Source organism: Hahella chejuensis KCTC 2396, from assembly GCF_000012985.1.
GTDB lineage: Bacteria > Pseudomonadota > Gammaproteobacteria > Pseudomonadales > Oleiphilaceae > Hahella > Hahella chejuensis.
Map to the genome: position 1 here is coordinate 2,944,719 of NC_007645.1, position 26,117 is coordinate 2,970,835.

Consider the following 26,117-nt stretch of genomic DNA (forward strand, 5'->3'; position numbering starts at 1 on the left):
CGTCACCCAAGCCTGTCGCCGCAGCCGCCGGCCACCGCCGGCAGAATGGTGATGGAATCGCCCGTCCGCACTGGCGTATCCAGGTTGTCGGCGAAGCGAATGTCGTCATCGTTCACGTAGATATTGAGAAAACGATGCACCTTGCCGTCCGCCATCAGACGTTCTTGAATGCCGGGATAGTGAGATTCCATGTTTTCGATCACTTCCCGCACATTCTCGCCGCCGCCTTCAATACGCTTCTGATCTCCGGTCAGCGGTCGCAGAACGGTTGGAATATGAATGGTGATTGACATGGGAACTCCTGTCTTCAGAAAGTGGTAAAGGTTTTTCTCCGGAATAGTGCTCGACGGCTTTGATGGTTTCTTCCACCACGGCGCCGTTGACGATGCGGAAGCTGCGGATGTCGCTGCCGTGTTCCGGGTCAGTGGGAATAATGACGTAATGGGCGTGCGGTTCCGCCGCGCAAAGAATGTCGTCTTTGCTGGGGTAGGCGCGGGAAGCGGTGTGAGAGTGATAAATAACCACCGGCTCTTCACCGTTGGCGTCCATTTCCCGCCATATCTGCAGCTGCTCTCGCGCATCGAACATGAACATATCAGAGGAGGCTGCGGCGTTACGCATGGGGATCAGTCGCAGCGGGCGGTCCGAGCCCTCGCGCCCGGCGATGACGCCGCAGGTTTCAATGGGATGTTCTGCTTGCGCCTGGCGGACCATGGCGTCTACGAGTTCGGAAAGAATCGTTAACATGTCTGGCTTCCTCCGGGATCAGTAGCTGGGCAAAGATGAGTCGACATCCCGAATCCAGGCGAGGATGCCGCCGTCGAGATTGTGGACATTGTCAAAACCGCGTTCGCGCAGGGACTGCAACGCCCGCTGCGAGCGCGCGCCGGACTTGCAGTGCAAAACGATGGGCGCGTCCCTGTTCAGCGTGACCAGAATCTCTTCGTCAAGGAGGCGGCTTTGCGGGATATGCCGGGCGCCTGCAATGCGCACGATGTCCCACTCTGTCGTTTCCCGTACGTCGATCAATTGGAAGTCTTTGGCGTTGTCACGCCATTGCTTGAGCTCGTGCGCGTCAATACTGGGAACTGAAGGAGCGCTGTCCTGCGTCGTTGCGGTCAGGCCACAGAAAAACTCATAGTCCGCCAGTTCGGTAATCGGCGTGCGTTGCGGGTCGCGACGCAGCGTGATGAAGCGGTAGTTCATTTCCAGTGCGTCGTACACCGCCAATCGACCCAGCAGCGACTCGCCCAGCCCGGTAATCAGCTTGACGGCTTCCGTGGCCATGATGGAGCCAATGGACGCGCACAGAATGCCCAGCACGCCGCCTTCCGAGCAGGACGGCGCCAGATGGGGCGGAGGCGGCTCCGGGTAGAGGTCGCGGTAGTTCAGGCCGGCGTCGCCGGGAGCGTTTTCCCAAAACACGGAGGCCTGGCCTTCAAAGCGATAAATCGAGCCCCACACGTAGGGTTTTCCTGCGAGTACGCAGGCGTCGTTGACCAGGTAGCGGGTGGCGAAATTGTCGGTTCCATCCACGATCAGATCGTATTGAGCGAAGAGCGACAGAGCGTTGTCCGCATCCAGCCGTTCGCTATGCAGGCGCACCTCAACATGAGGGTTGATCTCGCGGATGGCGTCTCTGGCGCTTTCGCCCTTGGGGCGACCCACATCGGACACGCCGTGGATGATCTGACGTTGCAGGTTGGATGCGTCAACCACATCAAACTCCACAACGCCCAGGGTTCCGACCCCGGCGGCGGCTAAATACAGTAAAACAGGCGAGCCCAGACCACCGGCTCCAACCGCCAGCACTTTGGCGTTCTTCAAGCGTTTTTGCCCTTCCAGCCCGACATCCGGCAGCAGCAGATGACGGCTATAGCGGGCGATTTCCGCCGCGGATAACTCCGCAGCAGGTTCTACGAGGGGGGGGAGCTTCATCGACATATGTCCTTCTATCGATTGATGCGATTTCTAGTTATTAGTTCTATATGACCGGATACAGCCGGTTCAGATTACGAGGACCGTAATCGACAGAGGGAAGGCGGAGAGAAGACAAAACTCTCAAAGCAGTCGCCGACATTGATGCGTGACGAACAACAGCTAAAGCGCGATCCATGCCGTTAATTTCTAATGTTTTTTGTAAGGTCCAACACCGCTTATTTTTATATGCGGAGGGGCAGGCGGGGGCAATGCGGCAGTTTGTCGCACCCATAGGGCGTGTGTTTAAAAAATATACCTGATAATAAGTCCTTTTATAACCAAAAGCTTACGCGGCAAATCAGCTAGTTGCGCGCTATTTCTGGCTTCTGGCGCTTTTTTTAAGCCTACATCCGATTACATTATTTTTGTCCATTTTACAGCATTTTGCTAGTATCGGTGCGTCACGGGTGCGTCAAAAGTGCGTCATTTTGAGCATTTTTTAACGTATAGCGTTTGGTTATAAGGGGTAGTATAGCATGGCGTCGTCGCGTAAGCGTGTCACCAAGTCGGGGGAGGTGCGCTGGTATCGTGAGATTCGAATCAAGCGTGATGGGAAGATCATTTACAGGGAAGGGAAGACATGGCCGTCAAAGCGCCTGGCTGACGAATGGGGTAAGCGTCGTGAATTGGAGTTGGCGCAACCTGGTGCGCTTGAAAGAATGCGTCATTCCGGCACTACTTTGTCTGATGTGTTGAGCTGGTATTACGATGAGTACAAAGACATAGCAAGGTTCGGGCGGTCCAAATCCTATCGGCTGCGCGCCATGATGCAAATGGAAGAACTACGAGTCCCAATACTGTCTCTGAACTCGTCACACCTGGTTGAATTTGTGAGGGCGCGGCGTCGGCATGCTGGGCCGTCAACTGTTCGGTCAGATCTCGCTTATCTGAAAAATGCAGTGAAGCTTGCCAGAGGGCATTTTGAGGATTTTCCGGTCGATATGAGGGTGTTTGACGATGCCGGCGCTGTCTGCTGGAAAAACAAGCTCATAGCTATGAGTGCAAGGCGCGACCGCAGGCCGACGGATGATGAGCTGCGGATGCTTACCGACTATTTTCGTAACCGTGCGATGAAACCGAAAATGGTTATACCAATGTACGATATTATTTGGTTTGCTATCCACTCGGCGCGTCGATTAAGTGAGATATTGGAAATTCGGTGGGCGGACAATGATTCGGAAACCCTAACGGGGTTGGCGCGAGACGTGAAGCATCCTACTAAGAAGCATGGTAATCATCGCAAATTCAAGTATACCCGGGAGGCGTGGGACATTGTGTCTCGTCAGGAACGCAATCCGGATGATGATAGAATCTTCCCCTACAAGGCTAACGCTGTCAGCCGGCGCTTTTGTTTGGCATGTCGAGAGCTAGGAATTAACGATTTGCGTTTTCACGATTTGAGGCATGAGGCCACAAGCCGATTGTTCGAACGTGGCTATGATATCGTCCAGGTGCAGCAGTTCACTTTGCATGAGAGCTGGAGGGAGTTGCAGCGGTACACTAACTTGCGTCCCGCTGACGTGCCATTACTCCCCGCAGCGCCGCACCATTTAGACTTTTCCAATGGGTGACGGCCGTTTCCCGTTCCTTGTCGATCCACTCCGCCAGGTCCTTTGCGTGTACGATCCACTCTGCGGCGTTGGAGTTAGAGGCGCGATAGACCGGGAACGGGAACTTTTGCAGCTTGGCGCGTTGCTGGACATCGCGACGGGTAGTTAAGTTGAAGTACTTTGCCGCGACGTCGACCAGTGGAATTTGGCTGGTTTCGAATTCGGCGAGTAGTAGAAACATCGTGTTCATTGTTGTTCCGCCATTGATGTTGCAAAGAACGCGGGCACTTGCTCCATGTCGACATTAAACTTACCGATGATTGGTCCATCTTCGGCAAGGTGTAACGTGAAGGTGAGAGGCCATGTTGATTCCCATCCATCGTGATCGTTGAAATAGTCTTCTGCGCACTCTTTTGCGATTGATCCTAAAACCCTTCCGTACTTCAGGCTTGCGGGAGAGAGGTCTGTGCTTAACTCGTATGTGCTTTCCTCGCACTCGCTTGGCACTCTGTAATAAATAGTGGTCATGCGTACTCTCCAGGCTCTATATATTCGACTTCTAAATCTGACATGTCCGTAAAATCCGGATCGCCTTCCGTGTATACGCAGTTAAGGACATTACTTTTCTGGATAACCTCATTTAGGGCTTCTACAAATTCCTCTATTGCATATTCATCGGGGGCCACGATAACTGAGAGGGACAATTTCCGAAGGCGCTCAACGTCGCCGCTGAGCTGCCGGCGAAAGCCGTTCATTGAGAATTTCATCAATCAGCCCTCCAGCTCATAGACAGTTATCGGATAAGATTTTTTAACTGTCGCCGCCATAAACTGATTGCCGGCGCGGCAAACTATGCCATTGGCGTCTAATGCAATGATGTTGTGATAGTGGACGCCGCAGTTGGCATACAAATTTTTGGCTGTGTCCGCCCAAGCCAGATAACTGTCAAACTGGAAAAGCTTGCGCTTTAAGTGGATGGGATTATAAAGCCGGACTGGCGGCGGCTCTTGCAACTGTTCGCCCAGGCCAATGCATCCCTCTTCTGGTATTTCCTCAAACCACATAATGTGCGCGTAGTGCGTGGCCTTTCCGTCATCGTCGAGGACGCCGCCTCTGGGGCCGTCAGCAATACATACAAAATGCTCGCGCTCATCTTCGCCAATGTCTGAGTAATTGATGTTGTAGCCAGAATATTCGGCCAGCTCGCCTACCTGTTGAATTGTCAGGTTGAGTTGCTGTTGTCCCTGGTTAAATGCCGACAGCGCACTTTGCGTGCGGGACAGTTCTTTTTTGATCCTGTCGTTTTCCCTCGTTGATCTGATCAGTTCGCGGCGTAGTTCCTGAATTTGCATAGAATTAATAGTGTCATGGTTCATATTGTCACCGCATTTTGTAGGTTAAATTGTTCTTGGTAGTTGGCGCTGACAATCGCCGCAGCAACAGGCGGACAAACGGAGTTTCCGCACATGCGAACCTGCGCGACCTTAGACAGCTTCGAGCCGTCAGGCAGGCGGTCATAAATGTAGTCGGCGGGGAAGCCCTGCGCAGCGTACAACTCATGTGGTTGGAGCATGCGCATTCCGATATCTACGATCTGGTAAGCCTCGCCGTGGACCATAACCAGCCCTATGCGGTCCTTTGTCGGGACTGTATGTAATGGCTCATCCAAAACAGACCATTGCCCGCCCTCTGAGTAGTACTTCATCAAAAACGCTCGGACTTCGCCCAGGTGACAGCCGGCGGCGGTTATAGTTGCAGCAGGCGCGTCAGTCGCCTGTCCGTGGGCGCAAGTGCCGCGGAGCTTGATCAGGTGGCTGGTTACTAAAGAATGATGGTCAACTGTCGTCACTGTCCGCACGTTCAAGCTGGCGCCAGTTACTCCGCTGTAGTGTTTGGCGAGGAATGCAGCGACAAGTTGCGTTTTCCCGCCACCGCCTGCTGTGGTAGTCCCTGCTGGGGTGGTTACATTATTGGCGCCGCTGTTCCCGAATTGGCGAGTTAATACGGGCACTGCAAGAGCATACCCATTCGTACTGGTTACTGTTTGGAGAGGTCCACTGACCTGCTGTCCGCGTAGATAGTTGTAACCGTGGTTAACTTTGATGATGCTCGGTGCAACAATGGCAAATGCTCCGCCTTTCGGGTTGGCTGTGACAGTGCGGAGGGGCGTGATAATGTCATGAACTGGTGTACTGCCGTTATAGTGCGCTATCGGAATAATGAACGGTTCCGGGTTGTTAATTACAAATCGCTCAATCCCTTTTGCAATCCGGCGCATAGTCGCTTCGGCCAAAGGCTTTGGCCTATCGAATATTGAAGGGCAGGGAATGGACCAGTCGATAATCTCGGCGGCCGTCTTCCATGCCTGGAGCTTGGTCTTTTTAAAGTCTGGCTTGCGTGGGTCGCCATGGGTGGGCGCTGGCCATATGATCGGCTGTCCGTCACATCGGGCAACCATAAACAGCCGCTTTCGTATTGTTGGCGCTCCGTACTCATGTGCTCGTAACTGACGCCATTCAACCTTATAGCCGTTGCGCTCCAGTGCCCGGACAAACGATTGAAAGGTTTTACCCTTTCTTTTTGGGCATGGCTGGCCGTTGACTATAGGTCCCCAGGTAGTGAATTCCTCAACGTTTTCAAGGCAGACAACTCGGGGGCGGACGGTCCCAACCCACTTGAGAACAACCCAGGCTAAGCCCCGTATGTTCTTTTCTACGGGCTTCCCGCCTTTTGCGCGGCTGAAGTGTTTGCAATCCGGCGAAAACCACGCCAAGCCTACAGGGCGACCTTTGCAAACTTCGCGGGGATCAATATTCCAGACTGATTCGCAGTAGTGTTCTGTCTGCGGGTGATTGAGCTTGTGGAGTTCAATTGCTTCGGGGTCGTGGTTAATCGCGATATCAACAGATCTACCAATAGCTTGCTCTATACCAGTGGAGGCCCCGCCGCCGCCCGCAAAGTTATCCACAACAAGTTCCCCCTGGCAATCCAGAAAGCCAAGCTGCGGCTTATGTCTGTACTGAAAATGAATAACGGACATCTAATCCTCTCTTTCGCTGTGTGGTGCGTTTGAGGATGTTTCCTGCAGTACCAGTTGGTAGGTGGCTTTTATAGAAACCTCTGAACGAAATTCAATGACAAACGCCTTGCCGCATCCGCCTTCTTCTTCGTCGCAATAGGTAAGCTTCCGCTCAGTATATGGAGACATGAGAAGGTTGTGTCTCATGCTCAAAAGGCAGTAAGGGCATGTGATATCAACTGGTCCGCGCTTAGGGTTGATATTCATCAGGCAGCCCCCTGCAGGTCATCAGCGATCGCGTCCAGCACTTGGCTAATGCCTGGGTCCAGTAGGCGGCTTAGTTGGTCCAGGACGTCAAGTTTCAGTTCCTTGTCGATGACCTGTTGTGACAGCCTGGTTTTAAGGGCTTTCAGCGCCTTATCGGCGGCCGCCTTGTTCAACGGTTTGCCAGTAGTCCGGGAGTCTTCCGGTTTTTTAACCGAGATTGAGTCTTCGCCAAAAGGGTATACCGACTTCCAAGTCTTGCCTTCTTTGATGACGGCTCCCGCAGCTTGTAGTGCTTTCAGTTCCTTCAGCAAATGCTCCTGGCTTTCGAACCAGTCGCACTTGCTGTACAGATCCGCCGTTGTGGCGCCGTTGGTGGGTATGCTTTCTAGTAATGTTTGCATAGTTTGGCTCCTACGCCGCCTCTGGGTTTCTGAGGCGGTCACGTTCAGCGTCGGTGAGGGTTTCGGCGATGAAACCCGTGTCGAATACGTGCATGTGATTGACGGATTGCAGGGCATCCTTCTTTTGCGACTTAAAAAAGTCGTCCAGCTCCGGAAGCTTGCAGCGCTCGGCGGTTATCAGTTCCCGCTCCTCGGTGTAGCGCGTTCCGTCTGGGGCTTTGCAGTAGATCAGCACGCGCACGCGCCAATTGAGCATCAGTTTTTTAATGGCCTCGATGTCAACAGACCGTAAGGGCATGCCGTGGCTTTTGTGTCGGGCTTTAAGCTCCAGCCCGCCGCCGGCGATGTCATACCAGCTTTCCCGCGTCTCCATGATGATGTTGTCGGAGACCATGCGGGCACGCTTCCAATGATTGTTATGCTTTGCGCGTTTGTTTTTGCGTGACTTCGGCATGCCTATATCGTCCTTATGCTGCGCGTAACGGCTTGATGCCGGTCGCCATGGTGTAGATGATCTCGCTTGTCATTTGTGCGTCGTAGGCGGCCCGGTGCAGGCTGGTTGCCGCAGCCGGATGTCCTATTTGCTCCAGCGCCCGCGCCTGGCTTTGGTATTTAAACTGTCCTTTCTCACTCCATTGACCATGGAACTCTGCGTAAAGCCGCATCGCGCAGAGTGGAGTGAATGGAATAGGTGGAAGCGCCCATGCATTACAGGTCTGACGCAGTATCCGCACGTCGAAATCGGCGTTAAAAATGATGACTGGGCGCTTGTAGAGCAGCTTGTACACGCGAGGGTAGGTGATCGGCCAGCTCGGCGCGCCTTTCAGCTCAAGCTCTGATATCTGGTGTACATTCTGCGCCGCTGCCGACATGGGGCCTTGTGGTTTAACCAATGTGTTTAACAGCTTGGTCCCGTGGCGGTTAGTCACGGCGATTTCGACCACTTCGGCAGTATCGTCGAGATTCGTGGTTTCGGTATCCAGAAATAGCGGGTCCATTGCCAGCCAATTCCCAGCGATTTCCCGGCAGCGCTCCCGGCGGGTTGCCTGGGTGCTGTTGCGATATGCCGTTATTCGGCATAGTTTCTGGTCGATGTGTTGTAAAAGTCTCATAGGTCACCTGGGTTGTGTTCGGCGGTGGCCAGACAGCGTTGGATTTCCAACAGGCCGTTACGCATGCGATAGGCTTGATCGTCGTCGTCAGCGAGCGATCGCAGGTCAGCGAAGCAAAAGCGGCGGCAGTAGTCGGCCAACGCTTCTGCTGTTTCCTGGTCCAGCTCTACATTCAATTGCACCTTGTTTGTCATGGCTCGCGCCTCCCTTGGCGGCCCATTCCGTGGGCGCGGCTGTTGCTATTTCCGGGTGGTGAATGTCCCCATGTGGACAGGGAAGTTCATGACTTCAGTGTTCATAGGCTCGAAAATGCGCGTGATCATGTCCGCGAATTCGGTTGCGATTTCAGTCTGGATCGCCTCGGGCCGTGATATGCGGAGGATCATTTCGACCTCGGTGCGACCTGGACAGGCGGTTAGCCGGGCGAAGATAGGGCGCTCGCCCATTTCTGAATAGGGCTCGCAGATGAAGGCGATACCCCAGAACAGCTTTCCGCCGGAGCTTTGCGCCTCGATGCGCTCCAGAGCTGTTTTTTGGCTTGCGAACTCCTTCTCCTCTTGCGTTTGTTCGCTAACGTGTTTAATCGTTACGCTGCGGATGCGCGAGATTGCTTGATGAATGGGGAGGGGTTTTTCAGCATCTTCGCCGAAGGGGGATTCCTCATACACAACGATGTTGTGGCGCCAGTCTTCCAGCCACTCCGCCATAGTTCGTTGAGATAACTTTGCTCCGTCGATCTTTTCGACCGCCTGAAACTCAGCCGTTTTTTTGAGTTGCACTACTGCGGTGTGTTCGGCGTGTCCTGGAATGTCAGGATTGCCCAGATCAAAAATGGCGACCGCGTCCATGGCGTTCCCATCAACGAAAATTTGGGCTCCGTCAAAGCTTTGGCAATACTCGCCAAAGGCATCGATGCTTTGCGTGGAAAACCGCCCACGAAAGCGGGCTGGATGGTCCATATACTGTTCCAGCGAATGGATTCTCAGGTTGTCTGGAAGAACAACCGTGGGAATGCTGGTGGCGCTCATGTCCTGAGCGGCGGCGATCGCGGTCTGTTGGATCAGTTCGATAGCGGATCTATCCATGGGTTATTTGGCCTCTTTGTCTTTAGGGTTGAACATGTCAGCCTGGTTCTCGGGGAAGACAGATAAATCGCCCCGCTTGCCGACGTGCATAATGGATTCGGTGGTGTCCTTTTGGGCGACTTCACCGCGTTCTGTTGGCCGCTTGAACGTCAGCGTGTGGCTGATTTCGACCTGGTAGCTGTTGGCGACCTGGGCGATGTTAAGCTCAATGCTGACGCGGCCTTTTTTGCCGGTGTTGACGACGCCGAGAGCGACCTCGGATAAAGCGGCGGCGACTTTCTCTTCGAATACGCCGCCGTATAGCTCGGAAATAAACTCTTGAACGTTGGTAGGCATGATTGCTCCTGATTAAAAAAGGCGTACTGCAGGGACGCCGAAGTGCTCGCTTGGGTTAACTCTCCGTCTCAGCGGCGTCGAGTTTGCGAAAGTGGTCGCTGTAGCGGTTTAGATGAATCTGATGTCTGATCCACCGCACGGTAATATCCAGGCCGCCTGGCATTGGGATGCGATACACGTCAGTGATGTAATAAATGCCGTCGACGATGTCGTGCTCGACGCGGCGCTGACATGGGGTGTCCTGCCAGTAAAGGTGGAGAACCAGTGCGGCGAGGATCAGCGCGCACACGATAAAAAAGCCAATGCTTAACACGGCTGCTGCTGCGGTCATGAGTGGGGCTCCAGTACTGGTTTAAGGCCGAGTCCGTCAGGCGTCCAGCGCACGCGCTTGCCGGCGGCATTGGCCAGTTTTATGAGATCCACCAGACGCATGTCCGGTGGCAGTTGAAGCCGGCAGCCGGAAGCTGTTGGCGGATGGCTTGGGCGTTGTCTGCTCATGATGCGGCCAACTCCCCGGCAATCTTTTCAAGGCGCAGGCGGCGCTCATGATGCGTCTTATGGAGCGCAACCAGAGTGCTGTCGATGCGGTCGCGGCGCCGGCGAGCTTCGGCAAGATCCACTTTTTCCAAGCAGTAATGCATGCTCTCCGCAGCGAATTCGCGCCAGTTGTCTGGAAAGGTGTCCAGATGGCTGGCTTTGGCGCGGCGCAGCTCCGAATGATTGTTGTGGGCAATGGCGTCGTAAATATCCCGCCATCCCGAGAGCAGGCAAACGGTGAACTGGTCGCCTTCAACTTGAAATGATGTTCTGACTCTGGGCATGGTGACCTCGTTAAATGTTGGATTTTTTGCTGTAGTCGGAACGCAGAATGGCTTCGGCTAGTTCGAGCGCTGCGCGGCGCATTTCGATGCTGACGCAAAGAGGATCTGTCTCTGAATTCCAGTCTGGAACCTGGCGAATGCCGCAGTTGCGGCTGCGCCAGCGTTTAATAATCCCCTCCAGGCGATCTATGCCTTCATCGATACTGGAAAGCAGGCAGGTGTCCATCAAGCTGGTTGCGCAGTACGGGCAAAAACAGATGTCGTCGTTGGGGTTGCGATTAACGATCTGGACGGTCTCTTTGCATCCAGGGCATTCGCCTGTATATGTGTTGCCAACTTCTACCCAGATTCCCATGTTCCTTTTCTCCGTTCTTTGCTGAGCCGGCGCTTGATGAACGCCAGCTCCACATGTTTTTTGATCAGTTCCCGCCACTCTGGCGGGGCTTCAGCCAGCAGCGCTGAACGCTCCGCGGTAGTCCGGAGTGCTGCAATTTCGAAGGCCCACTCCCGCGGGCGCTTGCTTGACGATTCCATCGAGCCACCTCAAACCTTTTTCGGTTACCAGCGGGCGGACGTACTCCTGCTCTCCCAGGTGAGAATGGGTCCAATACGTACGCTTGGTTTTGAAATATCCTTGGTGGATGTAGGTGGGGTGAGGCATGTTGCCGTCGATCAGAATGTGCTGGTCTCGCAGGTGCGCGAACAGCTTATGCGCGTTGACGTCAAGGATGCCGGCGGCTTCCTGCATGGTGTATGTGTTGCCGTTGATCAAGCTTTTGTTAACCATTTCTCACCCCACTAATTCGTTGGTGTATAGGTAGTCTTTAGGCCTGCCGCCGGAGCGCTGTATTCGGACCTGCGCAGTGCGTGTGGGCCTGGGTGCGGCGCGTTGTTGCGTCCGCATTGCGGCTGGGCTGAACAGCAAGAAAATGACAATAGAAAGGGTTATCCAGCGCTTTACGCCACGAATAGAGGGCTCGGAAGTCTCTGCGCGAGGGCGCAGATAGCCGTTAATGAATAGCTGGGCAACCAGGTCGGTGCGGTCTGTTGCACGGACATTGTGCATACTGGCCTGCAGATGTTGCTTAACGGCGGGGACACCAACGCCAAGGGCGGCAGCAATGCGCTCGGTCGAATACCGGGCGATCAAAAGCAGAATGACGATGGCTTGCTTGTGGGTGTATTTCCCGTGGCCATCGAAAACGACTTTGCTGTTTTTGATTGCGTCGTTAATATCCATGCGACATTCCAATACTGTGACTGTATTGGAATGTTACGACTGTGAGAGTATTGGAAGGTATTTAAATTTGGCTATTTATAAGTCATTTTTGATTGTCATTTTCTATAATGAAAGATGAAATGACGGCGTGATCGGGAAGAAGATTTGCGGCTATGGGATCGGTAATAGGTATGAACAAAACGTCGTCGCCGCTTTTTACGGCAACGACTTGCTGAACAAAGTCGATTTCAATCAACTCCATCTGAGCCCCCACAGGATTGTTATTTTTTTCTAGCTGGTATTAGTCCTGAGCGTCGTCCTGGTCGCGATGAAATGCGTTTACCAGCTGCTCGATTTCAAGCTGGCGTTCGCAAAGAATGTGGATTTCAGACAGGCCGATATCGGTCAGTTTGTGAAGGATGGTTGTGATTTCGTTAATCAGTTCCTTTCGGTCCTTTGGCATAAGTAAATACTCCTATTAATTCCGTAACGTTGTTATACGGTATTTCAAATTTTTGCAAAACCCGAGGATGTTCCGTGGCCTAACAATCTCGGTGGTCGTACCATAGGAATGTACTGATCTATAACATTGGGTTAAAAAATGATCCCTGAACTGTTTCATGATGACGTTCAGTTCGACAGGGAAGGGTTTAAACTGAGACTGCGCCAGGCGCAGGATTACTATGGATACACGCAACAGCAGGTCGCTGACGCTATCGGTGTGCAGCGGTCTAAATATGCAAAGTGGGTGCTGACCGAGCGGTCTGAACTGCCGGACTTAGGGGAGCTGACCCGGTTGTGTGTGTTTTACCAGCAGTGGCCGATCTGGTTTCTTGCGGGAGTCCAGGGGCCGAGCCGGCACAAGGGGCAGCAGTTACTGCAGGATGACCTGTTTGCGCGCTGGAATAGTGACGGCGATTTTCAATACCTGGTCCGCATGCTGATGATGATGGACGCGGGTTTCGTTAAGCGGCTGGCGGGGTTGGTGGATGATTTTCGACTAGGTACGGCGGGCGGAGAATAAGAAAACGGGCGATAACGCCCGTTATTCATTGGCGGTGATGGTGTCTATTCTTGGGCTTGATCGTCGTCAGCCTGCTTGCTTGGCGCGCTAGTTTTTACCAGCCTTAACTTCTTTTCTTCTGGGCGGTATTCGGTTATGTCGTCAGGGAAAAGCTCTGAATCCGATTTGTAAAGGAGGTCTACAGAACCAAACTGGATTTCAGGTTCATTCTCCATAGCCGGGCCGCTGAAAATCTCTTCAACTTCCTGGCGCATTTTGCGCACCACCTCTTCAAAATCGACAGAATCAGGATCTGGTTTCTTGCGCTGGGTCATCTCAACACCTTGTAACAAAAGTTCCCGCGTCGGTCATACTGATAACCCTGGGAGTTATAGTAACTGACTACATCGCTGTTAACGGGCTTCATGAGCCTTACTTCGTGGGCGTCAATCCGTCTTGCGTACAGTATAGCGGCAAGCTCAATGAATCTAAATATTTCCCCTTTAAGCGGGTTATCCCCTGGCGCCGCTTCCATGAAGTCTACTCTTAATCTGCTGCCGGACCATGTAGGCTGACCGAGTGCGAGAGCGCAGAGCTTCATTTCGCGCCACCACAAAGCCATTTCAAAGCGCTTAGGCTCTTGATATAGGAAGTGATTGTAACCGTAATCATCCTTTTCCCAGTCCCAGTCAACGCGGCGCCCATAAGTGCCGTGCCAAGAACGTTGCTCAAAAAGTGCCTTCCGCGTGATAAGTGAATATGTGACGGCCGGTTGAAATTGTACGGGGACCAATTTGTTGGCGGCTTCAATAACTTCTGCGCGGATTTTCGTATATTTGGATTCGGTCGAAACGTGTGAGCGGCTTTTAAACATCGGTATTCTTTAAAGTCCATATTAAGGGAGGTGACTAGGGATTAATTCCCTAACTAGGTCAGCCAATTCTAGCCGTTATTGGGGCGGCCAAATACCGTGATTAATGTCTAATCCAAAGGGTCTATTGAAGTGAGGAGGGCGGCTAAAGCTGCCCATGGAATGGGTTTATCTGGCAAGTTGGCAATGATTTACGGTCAGCCAGTACGAAAAAATTGCGTAGATTCGACCGTAAAAGTCAGTGACGTTGTTACTGGATTTATCAACAACGCTGGAGGCTCCTGCAGCCATGCACTGCTTGGCGCGATCGTCGGACACGTTGTCTGTCAGTATCACAATAGGCGTGTGCTGATTTGCGCCAGGCTTGCGCACGGCGGACATAACCTCAAAGCCGTTGGCGATGGGGAGCCCTATGTCCAATATGATCAGGTCGTATTTTGCCTGTTGCACCTGGTAAAGCGCTTTGGCGCCGTTGTCGACAAACTCAAGCTGACAGTGGATGTCCTTCCTGTCCAATACGCGCCTGATAAGCGCGATGTCGTCCGGGTTGTCTTCGACTACTAAAACCCGTTTAGATCTCACTATATTGTCCCCTCTACACCTATCAGAGGCCATGCCACGGGATCTCCGTGATTACTGACTGGATGGTATGATTTTTGACCATCTCCGAGGTGATCGACATCAGTTTCACTACTGATTTCCTGTTATTTTTTGGTAACAGTTCGATTAAAAATCCTGCTCAAGCCGCTTGAATATCCTGCCTAAGTACTTTCCCCCGGTGACTTGGTTTAAATAGATGGGGCGGTAACGGTCTTCGTTGGCAGGATGTATTTCTCCGCCATTCCGGCCTAAATACTTACCCATAACAGCGCCGCCTCCGTCCCAATATAAGCAGATCACGCCGTCTTCTAGTGGTAAAGCAGGGTCAACAGCAATGAGCTGATGCTGGTTAATGATGGGTTCCATAGACCTATCTATAGCATGAGTGATAAATGCTCTATCGCTTGCGTTGCCTAATATATGCCTGGTTTGTCCTGTCTCCTTTAGATTGCCGTTGACAACCTCCATTACGGGGAGGGTGGTGGTAATCAGAAAGGTCTCCGCAACCTTGATGATGCCTTCCTGGATGCTTTGTTCGCGGTCGGGTATGTTGTCCTTAAGATTGGATAGCCATGGCGGTGTATCCAAAGAGTGTGGTTCAAGTCCTAACGCTTTTTCAGCCTTCCGGGCAAACCCTGGTCCAATATCTTTTGTAGGATTTTCTTTAAGTATTTGAGACAAGTAGGAATGATGGCACCCTATCTTCTTGGTTAGTGCTTGATAACCTTTCCGGTCATGCCCGCTCACATGTTTTTCGGCGATCTTCCTCAAATTGATCCGCCGTATCTCGCTTATGTTCAGTGTTCCCATTGTCATGCCTTGGCCACTTTAGCGGTCGTTTGGACAAAAAATTCCTAACAACAGCTTGATAGCGGAAATACTTTCCACTACTCTGACAGTCGTTGAATGTTTCAAAAGCTGACGATGGTTAATCGGTATGAGTGATGCGCTATCTTTGAAAGACTGGCTTGCTTCGACAGATCGACAGGTTGTGAGCGATCTATGCGCCCTAACTCCGACGAGCGGAGAGTACTTGTATCAGGCAAGTATGGGCTTCAAAACGCTTGGTCCCCACAAGGCACGGCGCGTGCACTTGCTCAGTCTGAAGTTGACGCCAGAAAAATACATCTCGTTGCGCAGCCTGCGCCCCGACTTTTTTCATACCGAGAAACTACCCCCAGAGTGCATTTTAAACGTCTCAGTTCCCATTGGGAACAACTGTAGTGGTTAGCCGACGGCGTTTTAACTACCTCTGGTATATGTACGTTTGTACATAAAAATACCCCCAGCCGAGGCGGTCGCCCCATTCAGGGCCGCCAACGCTACCCGGCGCAACTGGATGGCTAACCCGCCCGCAAGGGCTCCCGGACGAAGGTAACCGGGCTCGATTTGTGTGATTCCGGCAGGATGCCGGTTTTTTCTTCACACATGAGAGCGCTCCGCCAGGGTAGGGATGCTGTGTGACTGGGTGAGAAAGGGCCTTGGCGGAACGCTCTCATGTGTGGTGAATGCGCAGCCAGACGCCCCGGAAGGAGTGGCCGCCGGTGAAAGCCCGGCAACCATCGAAAAGAGCGCGGGCATGAAAAATAGACTTCACATAGCGCGCAGTTTAGAGAACGCCCGGACTCGCGGCGCTTAAAAACGTGGTGGCGCTCTTTTCAATGGTTTTAAGGGGGAGGCTATGTCAGAAGTTACAGAGACGCTGGAGCAGAAACGAGAGTTTGTTCACGGGCAGTGGGTGCAGGCTAAAGGCAAGCAGCCAACCATAGCTTGTCACTGTGGTAACAAAGCGCCCATGCGGTTTATGTTTCGTTGCTTTTTTTGCGGTGAGTTTTATTGCCGAAAGTGCGCGCGGGAGCACTTTAGTTGAGTTAAAGCAGGGTAGATTAGTGGTAGATCGCCGGGCTCATAACCCGGAGGCCGCCGGTTCGAATCCGGCCCCTGCGTCCAAATAAGGAAAAGGGTATGAGCGATTACATTACTGATAACGCCGCCGCCTTAAGACTGTCGGCTTCCCAGGGTGAGACTGAGGCTGTCTCAGAAGACCGTAAGGATATGCGGATTAAAGAGTTGGTGTTGATCTGTAATTTGCTTCAGGACGAGGTCGAGGAATTGGAAGAACAAAGCCAACTCGATATGAAGCTGCATACAGACATGCTGGATGTAATTGAACAGTTAAATACCAGTATTGCCAAGCTCCAAGATGAAAACCTTCAGCTAAAGGCTCGTTTGGGGTTGGTGGAATCGGGGCCCTGGGTTGAAAGCCTTACCAAACGGTTTCACCTGTCTCATATCTCAAGAGATATTACTGCCGATGCAGGCTCATAGTCGGCTCTGAACGAATCCCTGCTTTGCCCCATCGGGGCCTTTTTAAAGCGTTTGACTGGCGATGGTTTATACCCCTTCGTCTACAAGTTGGAGTCAGTCAAGCGCTTTAGAAAGTCCCAGTTGACGGAGGCGTCAATGATTTTAGGTGCGTTTTATTCATCCTTCCGCACCATCCGAGGTTGGGCGGTGCAAAAAGCGTATGGCCTGCTGGGGGATCAAGATCGGAAGGTCATGCTTGCGGCCGGCGCTGATCCGGCGACGCTGAAGCGCAGAGGGTATCTGTAACAACGAAAAAACCCGCTGAGTCCGGCAAGACAGTCAGCGGGTTTTAATTTCTCACTTAAGAGGGCTTCATTGTGTGCGAAAAACGAACAGAACACAACCGCACGTTGCATAAAGGGGGTAGGGGTGCTCATTGACGAGGTGTTAGACCGGTTTCGGTCTGCCGGCCTGGTTGTTGACAGTCTGGACACGTCCGGCGACCTGGTGCGTTGTCCTGTCGACGGAGGCCGTCGAGGCAAAAAATCTGGCTGGTATATCTGCTTTAAAATCACGACTGACTCTGGCAAAGAGTCCTATCAAGGCCGCTTCGGCAATCAATCCATAGACGATAAAACCCTCTATTTCGACATCAGCGATCCCGCTATGTCCAAGGATGAGTTGCGCGAAGTACGCAAGTCCTTCCTGGAAAAGCAGCGGGCGGAAATGGATGCGAAAGAGGAAGCGAGCCGGGAAGAGGTTCGCCGTAGAGCTGCGCAGATATGGGAAGGGCTCCCACTTTCCGGCGCCTCTCCGTACCTCTCCAGTAAGGGCGTCGGCGGCTTTGGGGTAAGGTATACGCGCGGTTCGGTCGTTGTGCCTGTGCGACGTATCGCTGACGACGTATTAACCGGCCTGCAGTTCATCAACGCTGAAGGCGGTAAGAAGTTTCTCACGGGCACGTCCAAGAAAGGGGCGGGGCATTTAATTGGAAAGGTTGATCCGGGCTGTCCGCTGATAGTTTGCGAGGGGTACGCGACAGGGGCCTCATTGCATATGGCGACCGAGTGGCCGGTGCTGGTGGCGTTTGATTGTGGCAATCTGCTGCCGGCGGCGCAGGCCATACGAGAGTTGCGCCCTGACGTGCAGTTGATCATTGCCGGGGACAATGACGCCAGTTCGGAGGATAACCCGGGCAAAACAGCGGCGATCGCTGCTGCACAGGCGTTGGGAGCTATTGCAACCGTTCCTGACATTGAGAGCATGCCTGAATGCCTCCGTCCGGACTTTCCCAAGCTGGACTACAACGATGTGCATTTGGCCAGAGGTCTTGATGTTATCTCTCATCAAATGACGGCCGTTCTTAATACCCCCGAATTTAACTTGGCCGCCGCTTCCCCCGCACCCCCTTTAGATGAAGAGTCGCGCGCGAATGGTGAAGTGGTCAGCATCGATCTGGAGCAAGTGCTGAATCGCTATGCGCTCATCGCCGGCGAGACTAAGTTTTGGGACTGTCAGGAGCGCCGCGAGATCAAAAAGACGGCGTTTGTCGAGCTGATTGGGAAGTCGATTTACAACGAATGGAAAGAGCATGAGCGCCGGCGGGTGATTACCCGCGCCGACGTCGCCGCCATTCAAAACGGGGGGGAGGGGGGCGACCTCCGTATACTCCAGCGCTACGTGTACATTTACCCAACCAAGGACGCCTGGGACACGGAGCGCAAGGATCGGATACCGCTGGAAAACCTTCGCGCGGCCATGCCGAACGATTACGACTGGTGGCTGAAGCATCCGCAACGACGCCAGGTTGATTCTGATCGCCTGGTGTTTGATCCGACGATGACGGCGGACCCCAAAACACACATCAACATTTTCGAAGGGTTGCCGCATAAGCCGTCGCCCAGATCGGAATTTTGGCGCTGCGACTCTATCCGCGAGTTGATCAAGTGGCTGTGTAATGATGACGTGGACGTCGTCGACTGGGTCATGAAGTGGCTTGCCTATCCCATCCAAAATGTCGGCGCGAAGATGGACACGGCGCTGATGTTTCATTCTGATGTTCACGGCTCGGGCAAGTCGCTTCTGTTTGCCGATATCTGCCGGCAGCTCTATGGTAAATATGCCGCGGTGCTGGGTCAGCATCAGTTAGAATCCCAGTACACCGATTGGCGGGACCGGTTGTTGTTCGCGGTATTCGAAGAGGTGTTAAGCCGAGACCAGAAATATGCGCACCTTGGCACCATCAAGCACATGATTACCGGTAAGACGCAGCGCATCGAGAAAAAGTTCGTGTCGGGCTGGGAGGAAGCCAACCACATGAACTGCATATTTCTCAGTAACGAGTTTCAGCCGTTCCCCTTGGAGCCTAGCGATCGGCGTTTCCTGGTGGTGTGGCCTCGGGCGACGCTGCCGGAACACCTGCAGCAGCTTGTCAGTAATGAAATGGAAAACGGCGGTATTGAAGCCTTCTATGGCTACCTGCTGGCCTACAACACCAAGGGCTTTAATGAACACACCAAGCCACTGATGACGGATGATAAGGCCAGGCTGATTCACTTCGGTTTATCCGGGACTGAGCTGTTCTACCAGGCTTGGCGTGATGGTCTGCTGGAAGCTCCGTATATGAGCTGTATCACGACAGATCTGTATGAGGTCTATAAGCGATGGTGCAGCAGAGAGGGCGAGCGATCGCTGACGCAGACAAAGTTCTCTCTACTGCTGTCGGTTAAGGAAAAGAAATCATTGGAAAGGTTTATGTCCGGAACGTCAATAAATGTGCGAAAGCAGCATTTCTTCATTATTGATACTCCACAGAAGGGAGTTACCAAGCAGCAATGGTTGGGTGATTGTGTAGTGAAATTCAGGAATGAAGCTGATTTGAACAGAGAGGATGCATTTTAACGCCACAGGTTAATAGGTAAACGCCACAGGTTGACCGTAAAACGCCACAAGTATGCCACAGGTTTAAAAATTGGAAATATTAGTTAAATCAATAATATATGACGCTGCGCCACAAGTGCCACAGGTTTACGCGCGCGGGCGTGTACGCGTGATTAAAATTACTCAGGGAAAATTTAAAAAATATTTTTCCTTCACGTGCGCGTGTAAAGCCTGTGGCACTTGTGGCGCAGTAATTAATTGCAATAAAAACATATACATAAGAATTTATAACCTGTGGCGTTTTAACCTCAACTTGTGGCGTTTACCTATTAACCTGTGGCATTTAATAAAAAATATAAAACTTATACCAATAACGAATAAGAGTTACTGAAGAGGTAAAGATGACTGATTCAATTCTGTTAGACGTTACAAGAGACTGGTTAGTGCGTTACGGACGTTGGGTGAGGGCTGGCGGCGTTCTTCCACGTTTTGAGAGGGTGGAAACCTGTTTGGACGACTACGATGGCTCAGAGCTTCTTACAGACGATCAGGCGCTAATTGTTGATAAAGCCCTGGCGCTTCTAAGCAGGGTGCAGCCGTTTGAAGGGAAGGCGATTAAGTGGGCCTATATTGATCGGCGCGAGATCCGCGTCATAGCCAGGGACTTAGGGCGGAGCTATGGGGCGGCGAGGGAGCTGCTCCGGATGGGCGAATGCATCATGTCGGGCCTGCTGCAACCGCATTTGCCGACGCACCTGCTGGTTGACAGAGTTCGGAACGGTCGCTAGATTACAGGGTAAGAGGCGTGACAACCTTGATCTACGCGGCTATCCGCACCCGACAGTTATGCGGTTTTTTTGTGCCTGAAATACGGCTGTTGATTCTATCCAGCTATTTTTTCGGGCGCATGCCAGCCAAGTTTATGGCCGGGAGTTCTGCCGAATACAATACCCGCAAGGGGAATAGGCAAAGCGGTCTCGTAGAGCCGTTGTCACCCTCCCGGTCGCCTTCTCAAGGCGAATTTTGTGTGACAACAAAATCTACGGAGGCCATCATGGCTACTCAAGCAACTTATTCTCGTACTCCCTCTGCGTTTAATCATCCCGCCGCGGCAGCGCTTAAATTCAAGCCTCGTGAAAAATTCCCGGTTCGCCGGCTCCCATACGTGGGGTTCGCCAAACGGCGCTCTGGTTTGTGTTATTGGAACGTGCCGCCGAGTGGTGGCTACTTTGGAGGGCAGGAAACCGGCGAGGCGCTGGCGCGCATCTACCTCAAGCATGTGAATGATCAGGGCCGCGATTATGGCGGCCATCTTCAGCATGTGGTGCTGGATATGTTTGGGTGTGATCGCGATGGCACGCCGGAACGGGACGCCCTGCGCGGCCAGGTGGTTGGTTTTTTCTGTGAACTCGAAAAGTTTCTGGCGGCGGCCATGAAGGCCGTTGACGTGGGCGTCAGTGATGAAGACGCCCAGGCGCTGCTCAAACGCGCCAATGACTTCCTGCACTTCGATGAAGCGGCCTACATGGCCTCATTGCATAAACTGGATGAACAGGGGTAAGCGATGACGAATTTGGTTGAAATCACTTCTACGGGGCTCCCGGTAACCACGACGCTGCTGATCGCGGAAGCGGCGCATTGCGCGCATGCGATCGTGCTCGGGTTGGTGCGAAGACACATTCAGTTTTTGCAGGAGTTGGGAACGGTGTGGTTTGGCGTGCCGCCGGGCAAAGAGGCGTCGGAGGAATTCGCGATGCTTAACGAGCGCCATGCCATGTATGTATTGAGCTGTATGCGTAATACCGCCGAGGTGGACCAAGTCCGGAAAGACCTTTTGCGTCGATTTTATGAAATGGCCGGTGAAGGCCAGAAGGTTGCGGCGTCTGCACGCGTTCGAAGGGATAAAACCAAAACCCCAGCCGTACAGGTTCGGACTGGTGTGGAGCAGTTCTATCTTGAATGGCGTGAGGGCCTGCTTGAAGCGCCATACATGAGTTGTATCACCACCGACTTGTACGAGGTGTATGAGCGTTGGTGTAAGCGCGAGGGTGAACAAGCGGTGACGCAAACCATGTTTAGTTTGGTTATTTCTAGGAAAGAGGTGAAGTCTAAAGAGCGTTCGCTCGGTAGCGAAAAGGGCAGGGCGAGGCAGAATCAGTTTTTCGTTATTGGCGATCGCGCTCCAGGAATGAATAGGCAAGAATGGCTTGGTGAGTGCGTGGCGGCCTTCAGAGCGGCGGCGGGGCTGGTTGAAAAGTAAATAGTTTGTACTGCTACAGTTAAGGGCGCATTCAACAGTTGCGCGGCTTAAAAGGCCGTTAGTTACTCTTACGGTAATGTTTAAAAAAGTTATTTAAAAACAGTGAGTTGACGCCGTTTTGATCAAGAATTAGTATTTTTCACGTAGGCTGTCGCAACTGCGTTCAGCAATAGTGTAGATAAACCTTACATTACCCGGTTCAGCCGGGTTTTTTTATGCCCGGAGAAACCATGAAGCGACAAGCAACGCGATTTGTGGTGGTGCATTGCTCGGCCACGCCGGCATCAATGGACGTTGACGCGGAGACTATCCGCACATGGCATAAGGATAAAGGGTGGTCGGATATTGGTTACCACTTGGTTATTAAGCGGGACGGGACTGTGCAAAACGGTCGCGACCTGATGTCTGTTGGCGCACATGTGCGCGGTCATAACGGTGACTCGGTTGGTGTGTGTCTTATTGGCGGAGTAGATGACGAAGAAGTCCCGGAAGACAACTTCACAGAGGCGCAAAAGAACGCCTTGCGTACTGTTCTAGCTGGCTTGTTGGCGCGGTTCCCCGGCAGTGAGTTACGTGGTCATCGTGACTTTCCAGGTGTCCATAAAGCATGTCCGAGTTTTGACGTCCGGGCATGGTACTTCAATCGGTGATGGGAAATGAAAATGCCGGATGAACGCGAGTTAGCTCAAAGGGCTGCTGAAACCTCATCGATATGGACGAGTAAAGAATTCTGGACGGTGCTGGTGCTGTTCGTTGCGGGCTTCGTTGCGCGCACGTTGGTGTCGCAGGAGCCTTTCGACAGGAAAAAGTTTTTGGGTGAGCTGATTTTAACCGCTATTGGAGCGGTAGCGCTTTATGCAGCGGGGGCGCTGCAGGGCATGTCTGACCTGCAAATGCTTATGTTTGGGGCACTGGGGTCGTTAGGCGGCTTGCGGGCGGTTGAATGGGTTATCAAAGCGGCGGCGCAGGTCAAAGGTAAGGCATGATTTTAAAGGCAATGGTGGGTGTCATCTTGGCGATGGCGCTGGCCATTGCTTATTTCTATTTCGTGAACAGAGCACTGAAGGCGGAAAACGAGACGCTGACGGTCGCCGTTGATCAGTACGAAAGCCAGCACGTCGCCGACGTGGCGCGAATCAATGAGCTGGCGCGGGAGATGAAACGCAGGGATGACGTTATAAGCCGCCGAAACCAGGCGCAGCAATCCATAGCAAAACAATTGAGGGCTGATAGTGATGCGCTCCAAGTCACGCTTGCGAATGAAAACAATCGCGAGTGGGCTCGCGCTCGTCTGCCTGATGACATTGCAAACCGGTTGCGCGCGGACACGGCTGATCACTCAGACGCAGACAATTAAGCAGTTTCCTCCCGAGGTTTTAATGCAGCCGTGCGACATTCCCGCATTCACTGGTTCGACGAATGCGGACCTGGTTGTTTATACCGAACGGTTGATTGCGTCCTTGCGCATGTGTAACGCGGACAAGTCGGCGTTGCGGGAGTGGGCGCAATAATGGTTTGGGTGATACCGGACGCCAAGTTAGAGGCTAACCGGTCCATTACCGGTCTATTGGCGGCCGAAGCGCCGCCACCGAGTGGCGACTGGTGGTTGTTCCATGATGATTTTTCGTCTGGTGACAGCTCGCATGCTGAAAACGGAATCTATTGGGCAAACGGTAACGGAGTCGCCGCCAGTCAGAAGACTGATTATGTGGTGGAGGCCTTGCCGGCTCCGCATGCTGGCCTTAACGGTATCAAGTTAACGCAGCAGGGAACCAACTACACAAACGGCTCGCCCCAACAGGCTAACCTCTGGCTTAATGGCTTCCGGGCTCCGTTGTGGGTGCGTTGGAGTGTCCGCATTCCAAGTGATTACTATCACCGTAATTTGGCGGTGCTAATCATTGACGCAGCGCCGTCCGCGCCTAATTGGAATATTGGCGATACGGTGCAGGGCGACGCCGGAACAACAGCCACGATCTACCACATAGACGAAGGAGCAAACAGGGTTGTTATTGATCGCCCGTCAGCGCTGTATTCGTCGGCTGACTTTGGGTCAGGGCACACCCTTCAAAATTTAACTACCGCGCAGAGTGCGGGGATCACCAGCTACAGCACACCAGGCAATAATCACAAATGGTTAACCGCTTGGGAGCGCGAATACTCGCAGCACGGTTTTGGCTTGGAGGTCAACGCCGATCCATATCAGGATAACCCTGTTGCCGGGACCAGCATCGTTAAGTGTCATCAGACTGGCGGGTCATACCGCAGCATTACTTTGGATATTGCTCCAGATGCGCCTGATTGGAATCCAGGCGACACAATCCAAGGCGGCGTCGATGCGACAGCGTTTGTCCGGTATGTAGACACCGAGACGTCGACAATATGGGTCGATGTTATGCAAAGCCCAACAGATGCGGCGGAGTGGGGCGTTGGTGTCACCATTACCAATTTAGATACCGCCGCCACTGCCGACGTTGTAAGCAACAACGCGGCCGCTCAGTATGCGGGGGCTAATACAGATCAGTCTCACCGCAATAATTCGGATGGCTCGTTTGCGTACTTGATAGACCCCAGCACGGACGCCGGCAAGCTGATCGAGTATACCGCGTGTATCCAAGAGGCTTCTGCGCTTGGCGCTTCTGATGGTGTTGTGAAGGTTTGGAAAAAGAACGTTACCGACGGCGGCGCTATTGAGCTGGTCTACAGCAACGATACGCAGATTGTGTCATTTGATCCGCAGTGGCCTGGCTTGACCTCCATTTACTTTGGCGGGGCCAAAAACGGCGGCGGTGCAAAAGTAGATCAGGACTATTACCTGACAGAGGTTTTTGTGGGTATCCAAGCGCCGTCTGATATTCCGCCGGGGGATTTGTAATGCCTGAGTATGGCTATCACAACGAGTCGTTTGCATCGGTGCTGTTCATCCAGGCCGGCAAAGCTCAATCCATGGCCGTCGGCGACGTGTTTTTTCTCAATCCGGGGGATTCGGTCGACGAGATCTATGCAGCTTTAAAGGCAGCGTCAGGCACATCAAACGGCAGGATAGGCTTGTATATTTGTGCTGCTGACAAGCTTCCGCAAGTTGGCGCGAGCCCCGTCAGATATATTGATATCCCGACTATTTCAACCGCTGGCGCGGTTTATGGTGGTGCTATAACTCCCTATGTGGAGCCGGCAGGAGCAGGCAGCTTTTGTGCGATTGTTGCTGGTGCAATACCTGGGACGAGCAACACCAACCTAAACGCTGCTAAGCATCCGAGTGATGTCGTCACCTCTTCGGTTTGTAATTCGGGTGTGGGCGTGTGGGTTCGGGACTCGGAAGATCCTGACCGTTTGGCGGCTTGGGCGATCGTCACTTTAAGCTCAACGCCAAGCCCTTCTATAAGTGGCTTGGTAGGCGGTAATGCGTCAACCCAGTATGGTGATGAGACGGCCAACGTTACCGATTTCAGCGAAACTATTACAAGCGGTTATCTGACCCCGGACGCTGGATCAACACAGTACGCTTTGCTTGACGTAACTGACAATTTGGACGGCACAGTCGACTACAGATCACCTGGTGACGCTCCAACCTCGGCAGTGGATTTGGTGTTATCTGGGGCCAGTGAGTCAGCAACATTAGCGGGAGTTGCGCACACGCAGACGCACACGGCGCAGTTTCCCGCGCCGGGAACTAATGCTGATGACAATTCGTTCGCCGCTGGTCAGGGTGGCGGAAATAATCCGTGGTTTGAGCCGCCGGCGTTTCCGCTTGCTGATACCACTGCGACTTATGATCTGGTTTTTAAGGATGGTGTGTCGGCGATTACTACAGCCAACATTGTGTTGGACGTTAACGATGTGGTGGAGGCCGAGGAAGGGACGCCGGCGGGGACAACGTTTCAGGTTACATTCCAGAAAATCTATGACGACGGTACGACTGCGTCGTGGACTGTCACTCTCACCGTGGGAGAAGACGGTTCGTTGGAGGTGGACTCCATTATGGGGCCAGTGTTCAAAGACATATTCAGGCCTGTATTTCGGGAGGTCGCATGATTGAGTTGCCAGTAGATTTAAGTGATACCAATTGGGCAAAGCGCCAAGTTCGACAGCAGCGCTATTACTTCGAAGAAACGCTAACGGAAGCTGGCAATGGTGAATGGGTGTTGCTTCCCCCAGGCCATGACGGGTTTCTGGTCGGCATGGAGATAGGAGTTGGCGCGCAAGGTCGTGTTGAATACACCACTGCACCGATAAGCTGGATCGAAAGTGGAGCACCCTTTGCGCGGTCCTGGCCTCATGGTGATGTGAGCGCCACGCCGGATGATCTGGAGATCACTTCCAAGGCGACGGCCGTGCGCGGGGTGAATATCTCGGGTCAAACGCGGTTTTACGTCAGCGGCTAGCCGCCCAAGGGGCTGCGGGTC

At 53.0% G+C, this 26,117-nt stretch carries 41 protein-coding genes and 1 tRNA gene; 16 read left to right on the forward strand and 26 right to left on the reverse strand.

The window, feature by feature from the left end:
* Positions 1-2 precede the first annotated feature (2 nt).
* The 3 genes from HCH_RS12850 to moeZ are packed head-to-tail and all read right to left on the reverse strand — an operon-like array spanning position 3 to position 1,938.
* Positions 3-293 (reverse strand): MoaD/ThiS family protein, encoded by a 291-nt coding sequence (locus HCH_RS12850; RefSeq protein ID WP_011396695.1) that lies wholly within the window; start codon positions 291-293, stop codon positions 3-5.
* Positions 229-747 carry a Mov34/MPN/PAD-1 family protein gene (locus HCH_RS12855; protein ID WP_011396696.1) on the reverse strand — a complete coding sequence of 173 codons (519 nt, stop codon included), beginning with the start codon at positions 745-747 and terminating at the stop codon, positions 229-231. The genes HCH_RS12850 and HCH_RS12855 overlap by 65 nt, the downstream gene beginning before the upstream one ends.
* A gap of 18 nt (positions 748-765) precedes the next feature.
* Positions 766-1,938, reverse strand: a complete 1,173-nt coding sequence (moeZ, locus tag HCH_RS12860) for an adenylyltransferase/sulfurtransferase MoeZ (RefSeq protein ID WP_011396697.1) — start codon at positions 1,936-1,938, stop codon at positions 766-768.
* A 518-nt stretch (positions 1,939-2,456) separates the two neighbouring features.
* On the opposite strand from moeZ, the gene HCH_RS12865 reads away from it, so the two are divergent.
* Entirely contained in the window at positions 2,457-3,551 is a 1,095-nt protein-coding gene (locus HCH_RS12865) for a site-specific integrase (protein ID WP_011396698.1), read from the forward strand.
* Here HCH_RS12865 and HCH_RS12870 read toward each other — a convergent pair.
* The 19 genes from HCH_RS12870 to HCH_RS34240 all read right to left on the reverse strand — a co-directional run bounded on the left by HCH_RS12870 (position 3,481) and on the right by HCH_RS34240 (position 12,253).
* Positions 3,481-3,780 (reverse strand): pyocin activator PrtN family protein, encoded by a 300-nt coding sequence (locus HCH_RS12870; RefSeq protein WP_083769763.1) that lies wholly within the window; start codon positions 3,778-3,780, stop codon positions 3,481-3,483. The genes HCH_RS12865 and HCH_RS12870 overlap by 71 nt on opposite strands.
* Complete coding sequence (locus HCH_RS12875; RefSeq protein ID WP_041598626.1) at positions 3,777-4,058, reverse strand: hypothetical protein; 282 nt, start codon at positions 4,056-4,058, stop codon at positions 3,777-3,779. The genes HCH_RS12870 and HCH_RS12875 overlap by 4 nt, the downstream gene beginning before the upstream one ends.
* Positions 4,055-4,297, reverse strand: a complete 243-nt coding sequence (locus HCH_RS12880; protein ID WP_011396699.1) for a hypothetical protein — start codon at positions 4,295-4,297, stop codon at positions 4,055-4,057. Before HCH_RS12880 ends, HCH_RS12875 begins: the two co-directional genes overlap by 4 nt.
* A 3-nt stretch (positions 4,298-4,300) precedes the next feature.
* Entirely contained in the window at positions 4,301-4,906 is a 606-nt protein-coding gene (locus HCH_RS12885) for a hypothetical protein (RefSeq protein WP_011396700.1), read from the reverse strand.
* Positions 4,903-6,570, reverse strand: coding sequence for a DNA cytosine methyltransferase (locus HCH_RS12890; RefSeq protein WP_011396701.1), 1,668 nt, complete (start codon positions 6,568-6,570; stop codon positions 4,903-4,905). Before HCH_RS12890 ends, HCH_RS12885 begins: the two co-directional genes overlap by 4 nt.
* 245 nt (positions 6,571-6,815) lie before the next feature.
* The gene (locus HCH_RS12895) at positions 6,816-7,217 is read right to left on the reverse strand and encodes a hypothetical protein (RefSeq protein WP_011396703.1); all 402 of its coding nucleotides are present in this window, start codon (positions 7,215-7,217) and stop codon (positions 6,816-6,818) included.
* Positions 7,218-7,227: 10 nt separating this feature from the next.
* Positions 7,228-7,671: a hypothetical protein gene (locus tag HCH_RS12900; RefSeq protein WP_011396704.1), complete on the reverse strand. Its 444-nt coding sequence runs from the start codon at positions 7,669-7,671 to the stop codon at positions 7,228-7,230.
* Positions 7,672-7,684: 13 nt separating this feature from the next.
* Entirely contained in the window at positions 7,685-8,329 is a 645-nt protein-coding gene (locus HCH_RS12905) for a 3'-5' exonuclease (protein WP_083769764.1), read from the reverse strand.
* Positions 8,326-8,523 (reverse strand): DUF7706 family protein, encoded by a 198-nt coding sequence (locus HCH_RS12910; protein WP_011396706.1) that lies wholly within the window; start codon positions 8,521-8,523, stop codon positions 8,326-8,328. Before HCH_RS12910 ends, HCH_RS12905 begins: the two co-directional genes overlap by 4 nt.
* Before the next feature lie 45 nt (positions 8,524-8,568).
* Entirely contained in the window at positions 8,569-9,414 is an 846-nt protein-coding gene (locus HCH_RS12915; RefSeq protein WP_011396707.1) for a YfdQ family protein, read from the reverse strand.
* Between the two features lie 3 nt (positions 9,415-9,417).
* Entirely contained in the window at positions 9,418-9,750 is a 333-nt protein-coding gene (locus HCH_RS12920) for a hypothetical protein (protein ID WP_011396708.1), read from the reverse strand.
* A gap of 55 nt (positions 9,751-9,805) precedes the next feature.
* On the reverse strand, positions 9,806-10,081 hold the full coding sequence (locus tag HCH_RS12925) for a hypothetical protein (RefSeq protein WP_011396709.1): 276 nt from the start codon (positions 10,079-10,081) through the stop codon (positions 9,806-9,808).
* A complete protein-coding gene (locus HCH_RS34230; protein ID WP_011396710.1) occupies positions 10,078-10,248 on the reverse strand; it encodes a hypothetical protein in 171 nt (56 codons plus the stop codon). Before HCH_RS34230 ends, HCH_RS12925 begins: the two co-directional genes overlap by 4 nt.
* Entirely contained in the window at positions 10,245-10,571 is a 327-nt protein-coding gene (locus HCH_RS12930; RefSeq protein ID WP_011396711.1) for a hypothetical protein, read from the reverse strand. Before HCH_RS12930 ends, HCH_RS34230 begins: the two co-directional genes overlap by 4 nt.
* 10 nt (positions 10,572-10,581) lie before the next feature.
* Positions 10,582-10,926 (reverse strand): hypothetical protein, encoded by a 345-nt coding sequence (locus HCH_RS12935; RefSeq protein ID WP_011396712.1) that lies wholly within the window; start codon positions 10,924-10,926, stop codon positions 10,582-10,584.
* A 90-nt stretch (positions 10,927-11,016) separates the two neighbouring features.
* Positions 11,017-11,358, reverse strand: a complete 342-nt coding sequence (locus tag HCH_RS12940; RefSeq protein ID WP_011396713.1) for a phage antirepressor KilAC domain-containing protein — start codon at positions 11,356-11,358, stop codon at positions 11,017-11,019.
* Positions 11,359-11,361: 3 nt separating this feature from the next.
* Entirely contained in the window at positions 11,362-11,811 is a 450-nt protein-coding gene (locus HCH_RS12945; protein WP_011396714.1) for a helix-turn-helix transcriptional regulator, read from the reverse strand.
* 82 nt (positions 11,812-11,893) lie between these two features.
* Positions 11,894-12,052 carry a hypothetical protein gene (locus HCH_RS34235; protein ID WP_011396715.1) on the reverse strand — a complete coding sequence of 53 codons (159 nt, stop codon included), beginning with the start codon at positions 12,050-12,052 and terminating at the stop codon, positions 11,894-11,896.
* Between the two features lie 39 nt (positions 12,053-12,091).
* Positions 12,092-12,253 carry a hypothetical protein gene (locus HCH_RS34240; protein ID WP_011396716.1) on the reverse strand — a complete coding sequence of 54 codons (162 nt, stop codon included), beginning with the start codon at positions 12,251-12,253 and terminating at the stop codon, positions 12,092-12,094.
* Between the two features lie 138 nt (positions 12,254-12,391).
* Here HCH_RS34240 and HCH_RS12950 point away from each other — a divergent pair, with 138 nt between their 5' ends.
* A complete protein-coding gene (locus tag HCH_RS12950; RefSeq protein ID WP_011396717.1) occupies positions 12,392-12,814 on the forward strand; it encodes a helix-turn-helix domain-containing protein in 423 nt (140 codons plus the stop codon).
* Positions 12,815-12,858: 44 nt separating this feature from the next.
* Here the strand turns inward: HCH_RS12950 and HCH_RS12955 are convergent, their stop codons facing one another.
* The 4 genes from HCH_RS12955 to HCH_RS12970 all read right to left on the reverse strand — a co-directional run bounded on the left by HCH_RS12955 (position 12,859) and on the right by HCH_RS12970 (position 15,074).
* Positions 12,859-13,128, reverse strand: coding sequence for a hypothetical protein (locus HCH_RS12955; RefSeq protein WP_041598627.1), 270 nt, complete (start codon positions 13,126-13,128; stop codon positions 12,859-12,861).
* Entirely contained in the window at positions 13,125-13,667 is a 543-nt protein-coding gene (locus tag HCH_RS12960) for a hypothetical protein (RefSeq protein ID WP_011396719.1), read from the reverse strand. Before HCH_RS12960 ends, HCH_RS12955 begins: the two co-directional genes overlap by 4 nt.
* A 165-nt stretch (positions 13,668-13,832) precedes the next feature.
* The gene (locus HCH_RS12965) at positions 13,833-14,246 is read right to left on the reverse strand and encodes a response regulator (RefSeq protein ID WP_238384996.1); all 414 of its coding nucleotides are present in this window, start codon (positions 14,244-14,246) and stop codon (positions 13,833-13,835) included.
* 144 nt (positions 14,247-14,390) lie between these two features.
* Positions 14,391-15,074: a S24 family peptidase gene (locus tag HCH_RS12970; RefSeq protein WP_041598628.1), complete on the reverse strand. Its 684-nt coding sequence runs from the start codon at positions 15,072-15,074 to the stop codon at positions 14,391-14,393.
* A 1,065-nt stretch (positions 15,075-16,139) separates the two neighbouring features.
* Between HCH_RS12970 and HCH_RS12980 the strand changes: the two genes are divergently transcribed.
* From HCH_RS12980 to HCH_RS13035, 14 genes are all read left to right on the forward strand, one after another.
* A tRNA-Met gene (locus HCH_RS12980) sits at positions 16,140-16,214 on the forward strand.
* Between the two features lie 15 nt (positions 16,215-16,229).
* A complete protein-coding gene (locus HCH_RS12985; RefSeq protein WP_011396723.1) occupies positions 16,230-16,592 on the forward strand; it encodes a hypothetical protein in 363 nt (120 codons plus the stop codon).
* A gap of 135 nt (positions 16,593-16,727) precedes the next feature.
* Positions 16,728-16,877 carry a hypothetical protein gene (locus HCH_RS34245; RefSeq protein ID WP_158304958.1) on the forward strand — a complete coding sequence of 50 codons (150 nt, stop codon included), beginning with the start codon at positions 16,728-16,730 and terminating at the stop codon, positions 16,875-16,877.
* Positions 16,878-17,000: 123 nt separating this feature from the next.
* Positions 17,001-19,472, forward strand: a complete 2,472-nt coding sequence (locus HCH_RS32320) for a DUF5906 domain-containing protein (RefSeq protein WP_011396725.1) — start codon at positions 17,001-17,003, stop codon at positions 19,470-19,472.
* A gap of 380 nt (positions 19,473-19,852) precedes the next feature.
* A complete protein-coding gene (locus HCH_RS12995) occupies positions 19,853-20,239 on the forward strand; it encodes an antiterminator Q family protein (protein ID WP_011396727.1) in 387 nt (128 codons plus the stop codon).
* A 266-nt stretch (positions 20,240-20,505) separates the two neighbouring features.
* On the forward strand, positions 20,506-21,012 hold the full coding sequence (locus HCH_RS13000; protein WP_011396728.1) for a hypothetical protein: 507 nt from the start codon (positions 20,506-20,508) through the stop codon (positions 21,010-21,012).
* 3 nt (positions 21,013-21,015) lie between these two features.
* Positions 21,016-21,711 (forward strand): phage protein, encoded by a 696-nt coding sequence (locus HCH_RS32325; RefSeq protein WP_011396729.1) that lies wholly within the window; start codon positions 21,016-21,018, stop codon positions 21,709-21,711.
* A 230-nt stretch (positions 21,712-21,941) separates the two neighbouring features.
* Complete coding sequence (locus tag HCH_RS13010; protein WP_011396730.1) at positions 21,942-22,361, forward strand: N-acetylmuramoyl-L-alanine amidase; 420 nt, start codon at positions 21,942-21,944, stop codon at positions 22,359-22,361.
* Positions 22,362-22,367: 6 nt separating this feature from the next.
* Positions 22,368-22,697 carry a hypothetical protein gene (locus HCH_RS13015; protein ID WP_011396731.1) on the forward strand — a complete coding sequence of 110 codons (330 nt, stop codon included), beginning with the start codon at positions 22,368-22,370 and terminating at the stop codon, positions 22,695-22,697.
* The gene (locus HCH_RS13020) at positions 22,694-23,068 is read left to right on the forward strand and encodes a hypothetical protein (protein ID WP_011396732.1); all 375 of its coding nucleotides are present in this window, start codon (positions 22,694-22,696) and stop codon (positions 23,066-23,068) included. The genes HCH_RS13015 and HCH_RS13020 overlap by 4 nt, the downstream gene beginning before the upstream one ends.
* On the forward strand, positions 23,010-23,222 hold the full coding sequence (lysC, locus tag HCH_RS34760; protein WP_238384997.1) for an Rz1-like lysis system protein LysC: 213 nt from the start codon (positions 23,010-23,012) through the stop codon (positions 23,220-23,222). Before HCH_RS13020 ends, lysC begins: the two co-directional genes overlap by 59 nt.
* Entirely contained in the window at positions 23,222-24,586 is a 1,365-nt protein-coding gene (locus HCH_RS13025) for a hypothetical protein (RefSeq protein ID WP_011396734.1), read from the forward strand. Before lysC ends, HCH_RS13025 begins: the two co-directional genes overlap by 1 nt.
* A complete protein-coding gene (locus tag HCH_RS13030; protein WP_011396735.1) occupies positions 24,586-25,746 on the forward strand; it encodes a hypothetical protein in 1,161 nt (386 codons plus the stop codon). Before HCH_RS13025 ends, HCH_RS13030 begins: the two co-directional genes overlap by 1 nt.
* Positions 25,743-26,096, forward strand: a complete 354-nt coding sequence (locus tag HCH_RS13035; protein WP_041598633.1) for a hypothetical protein — start codon at positions 25,743-25,745, stop codon at positions 26,094-26,096. The genes HCH_RS13030 and HCH_RS13035 overlap by 4 nt, the downstream gene beginning before the upstream one ends.
* Positions 26,097-26,117: the final 21 nt, after the last annotated feature.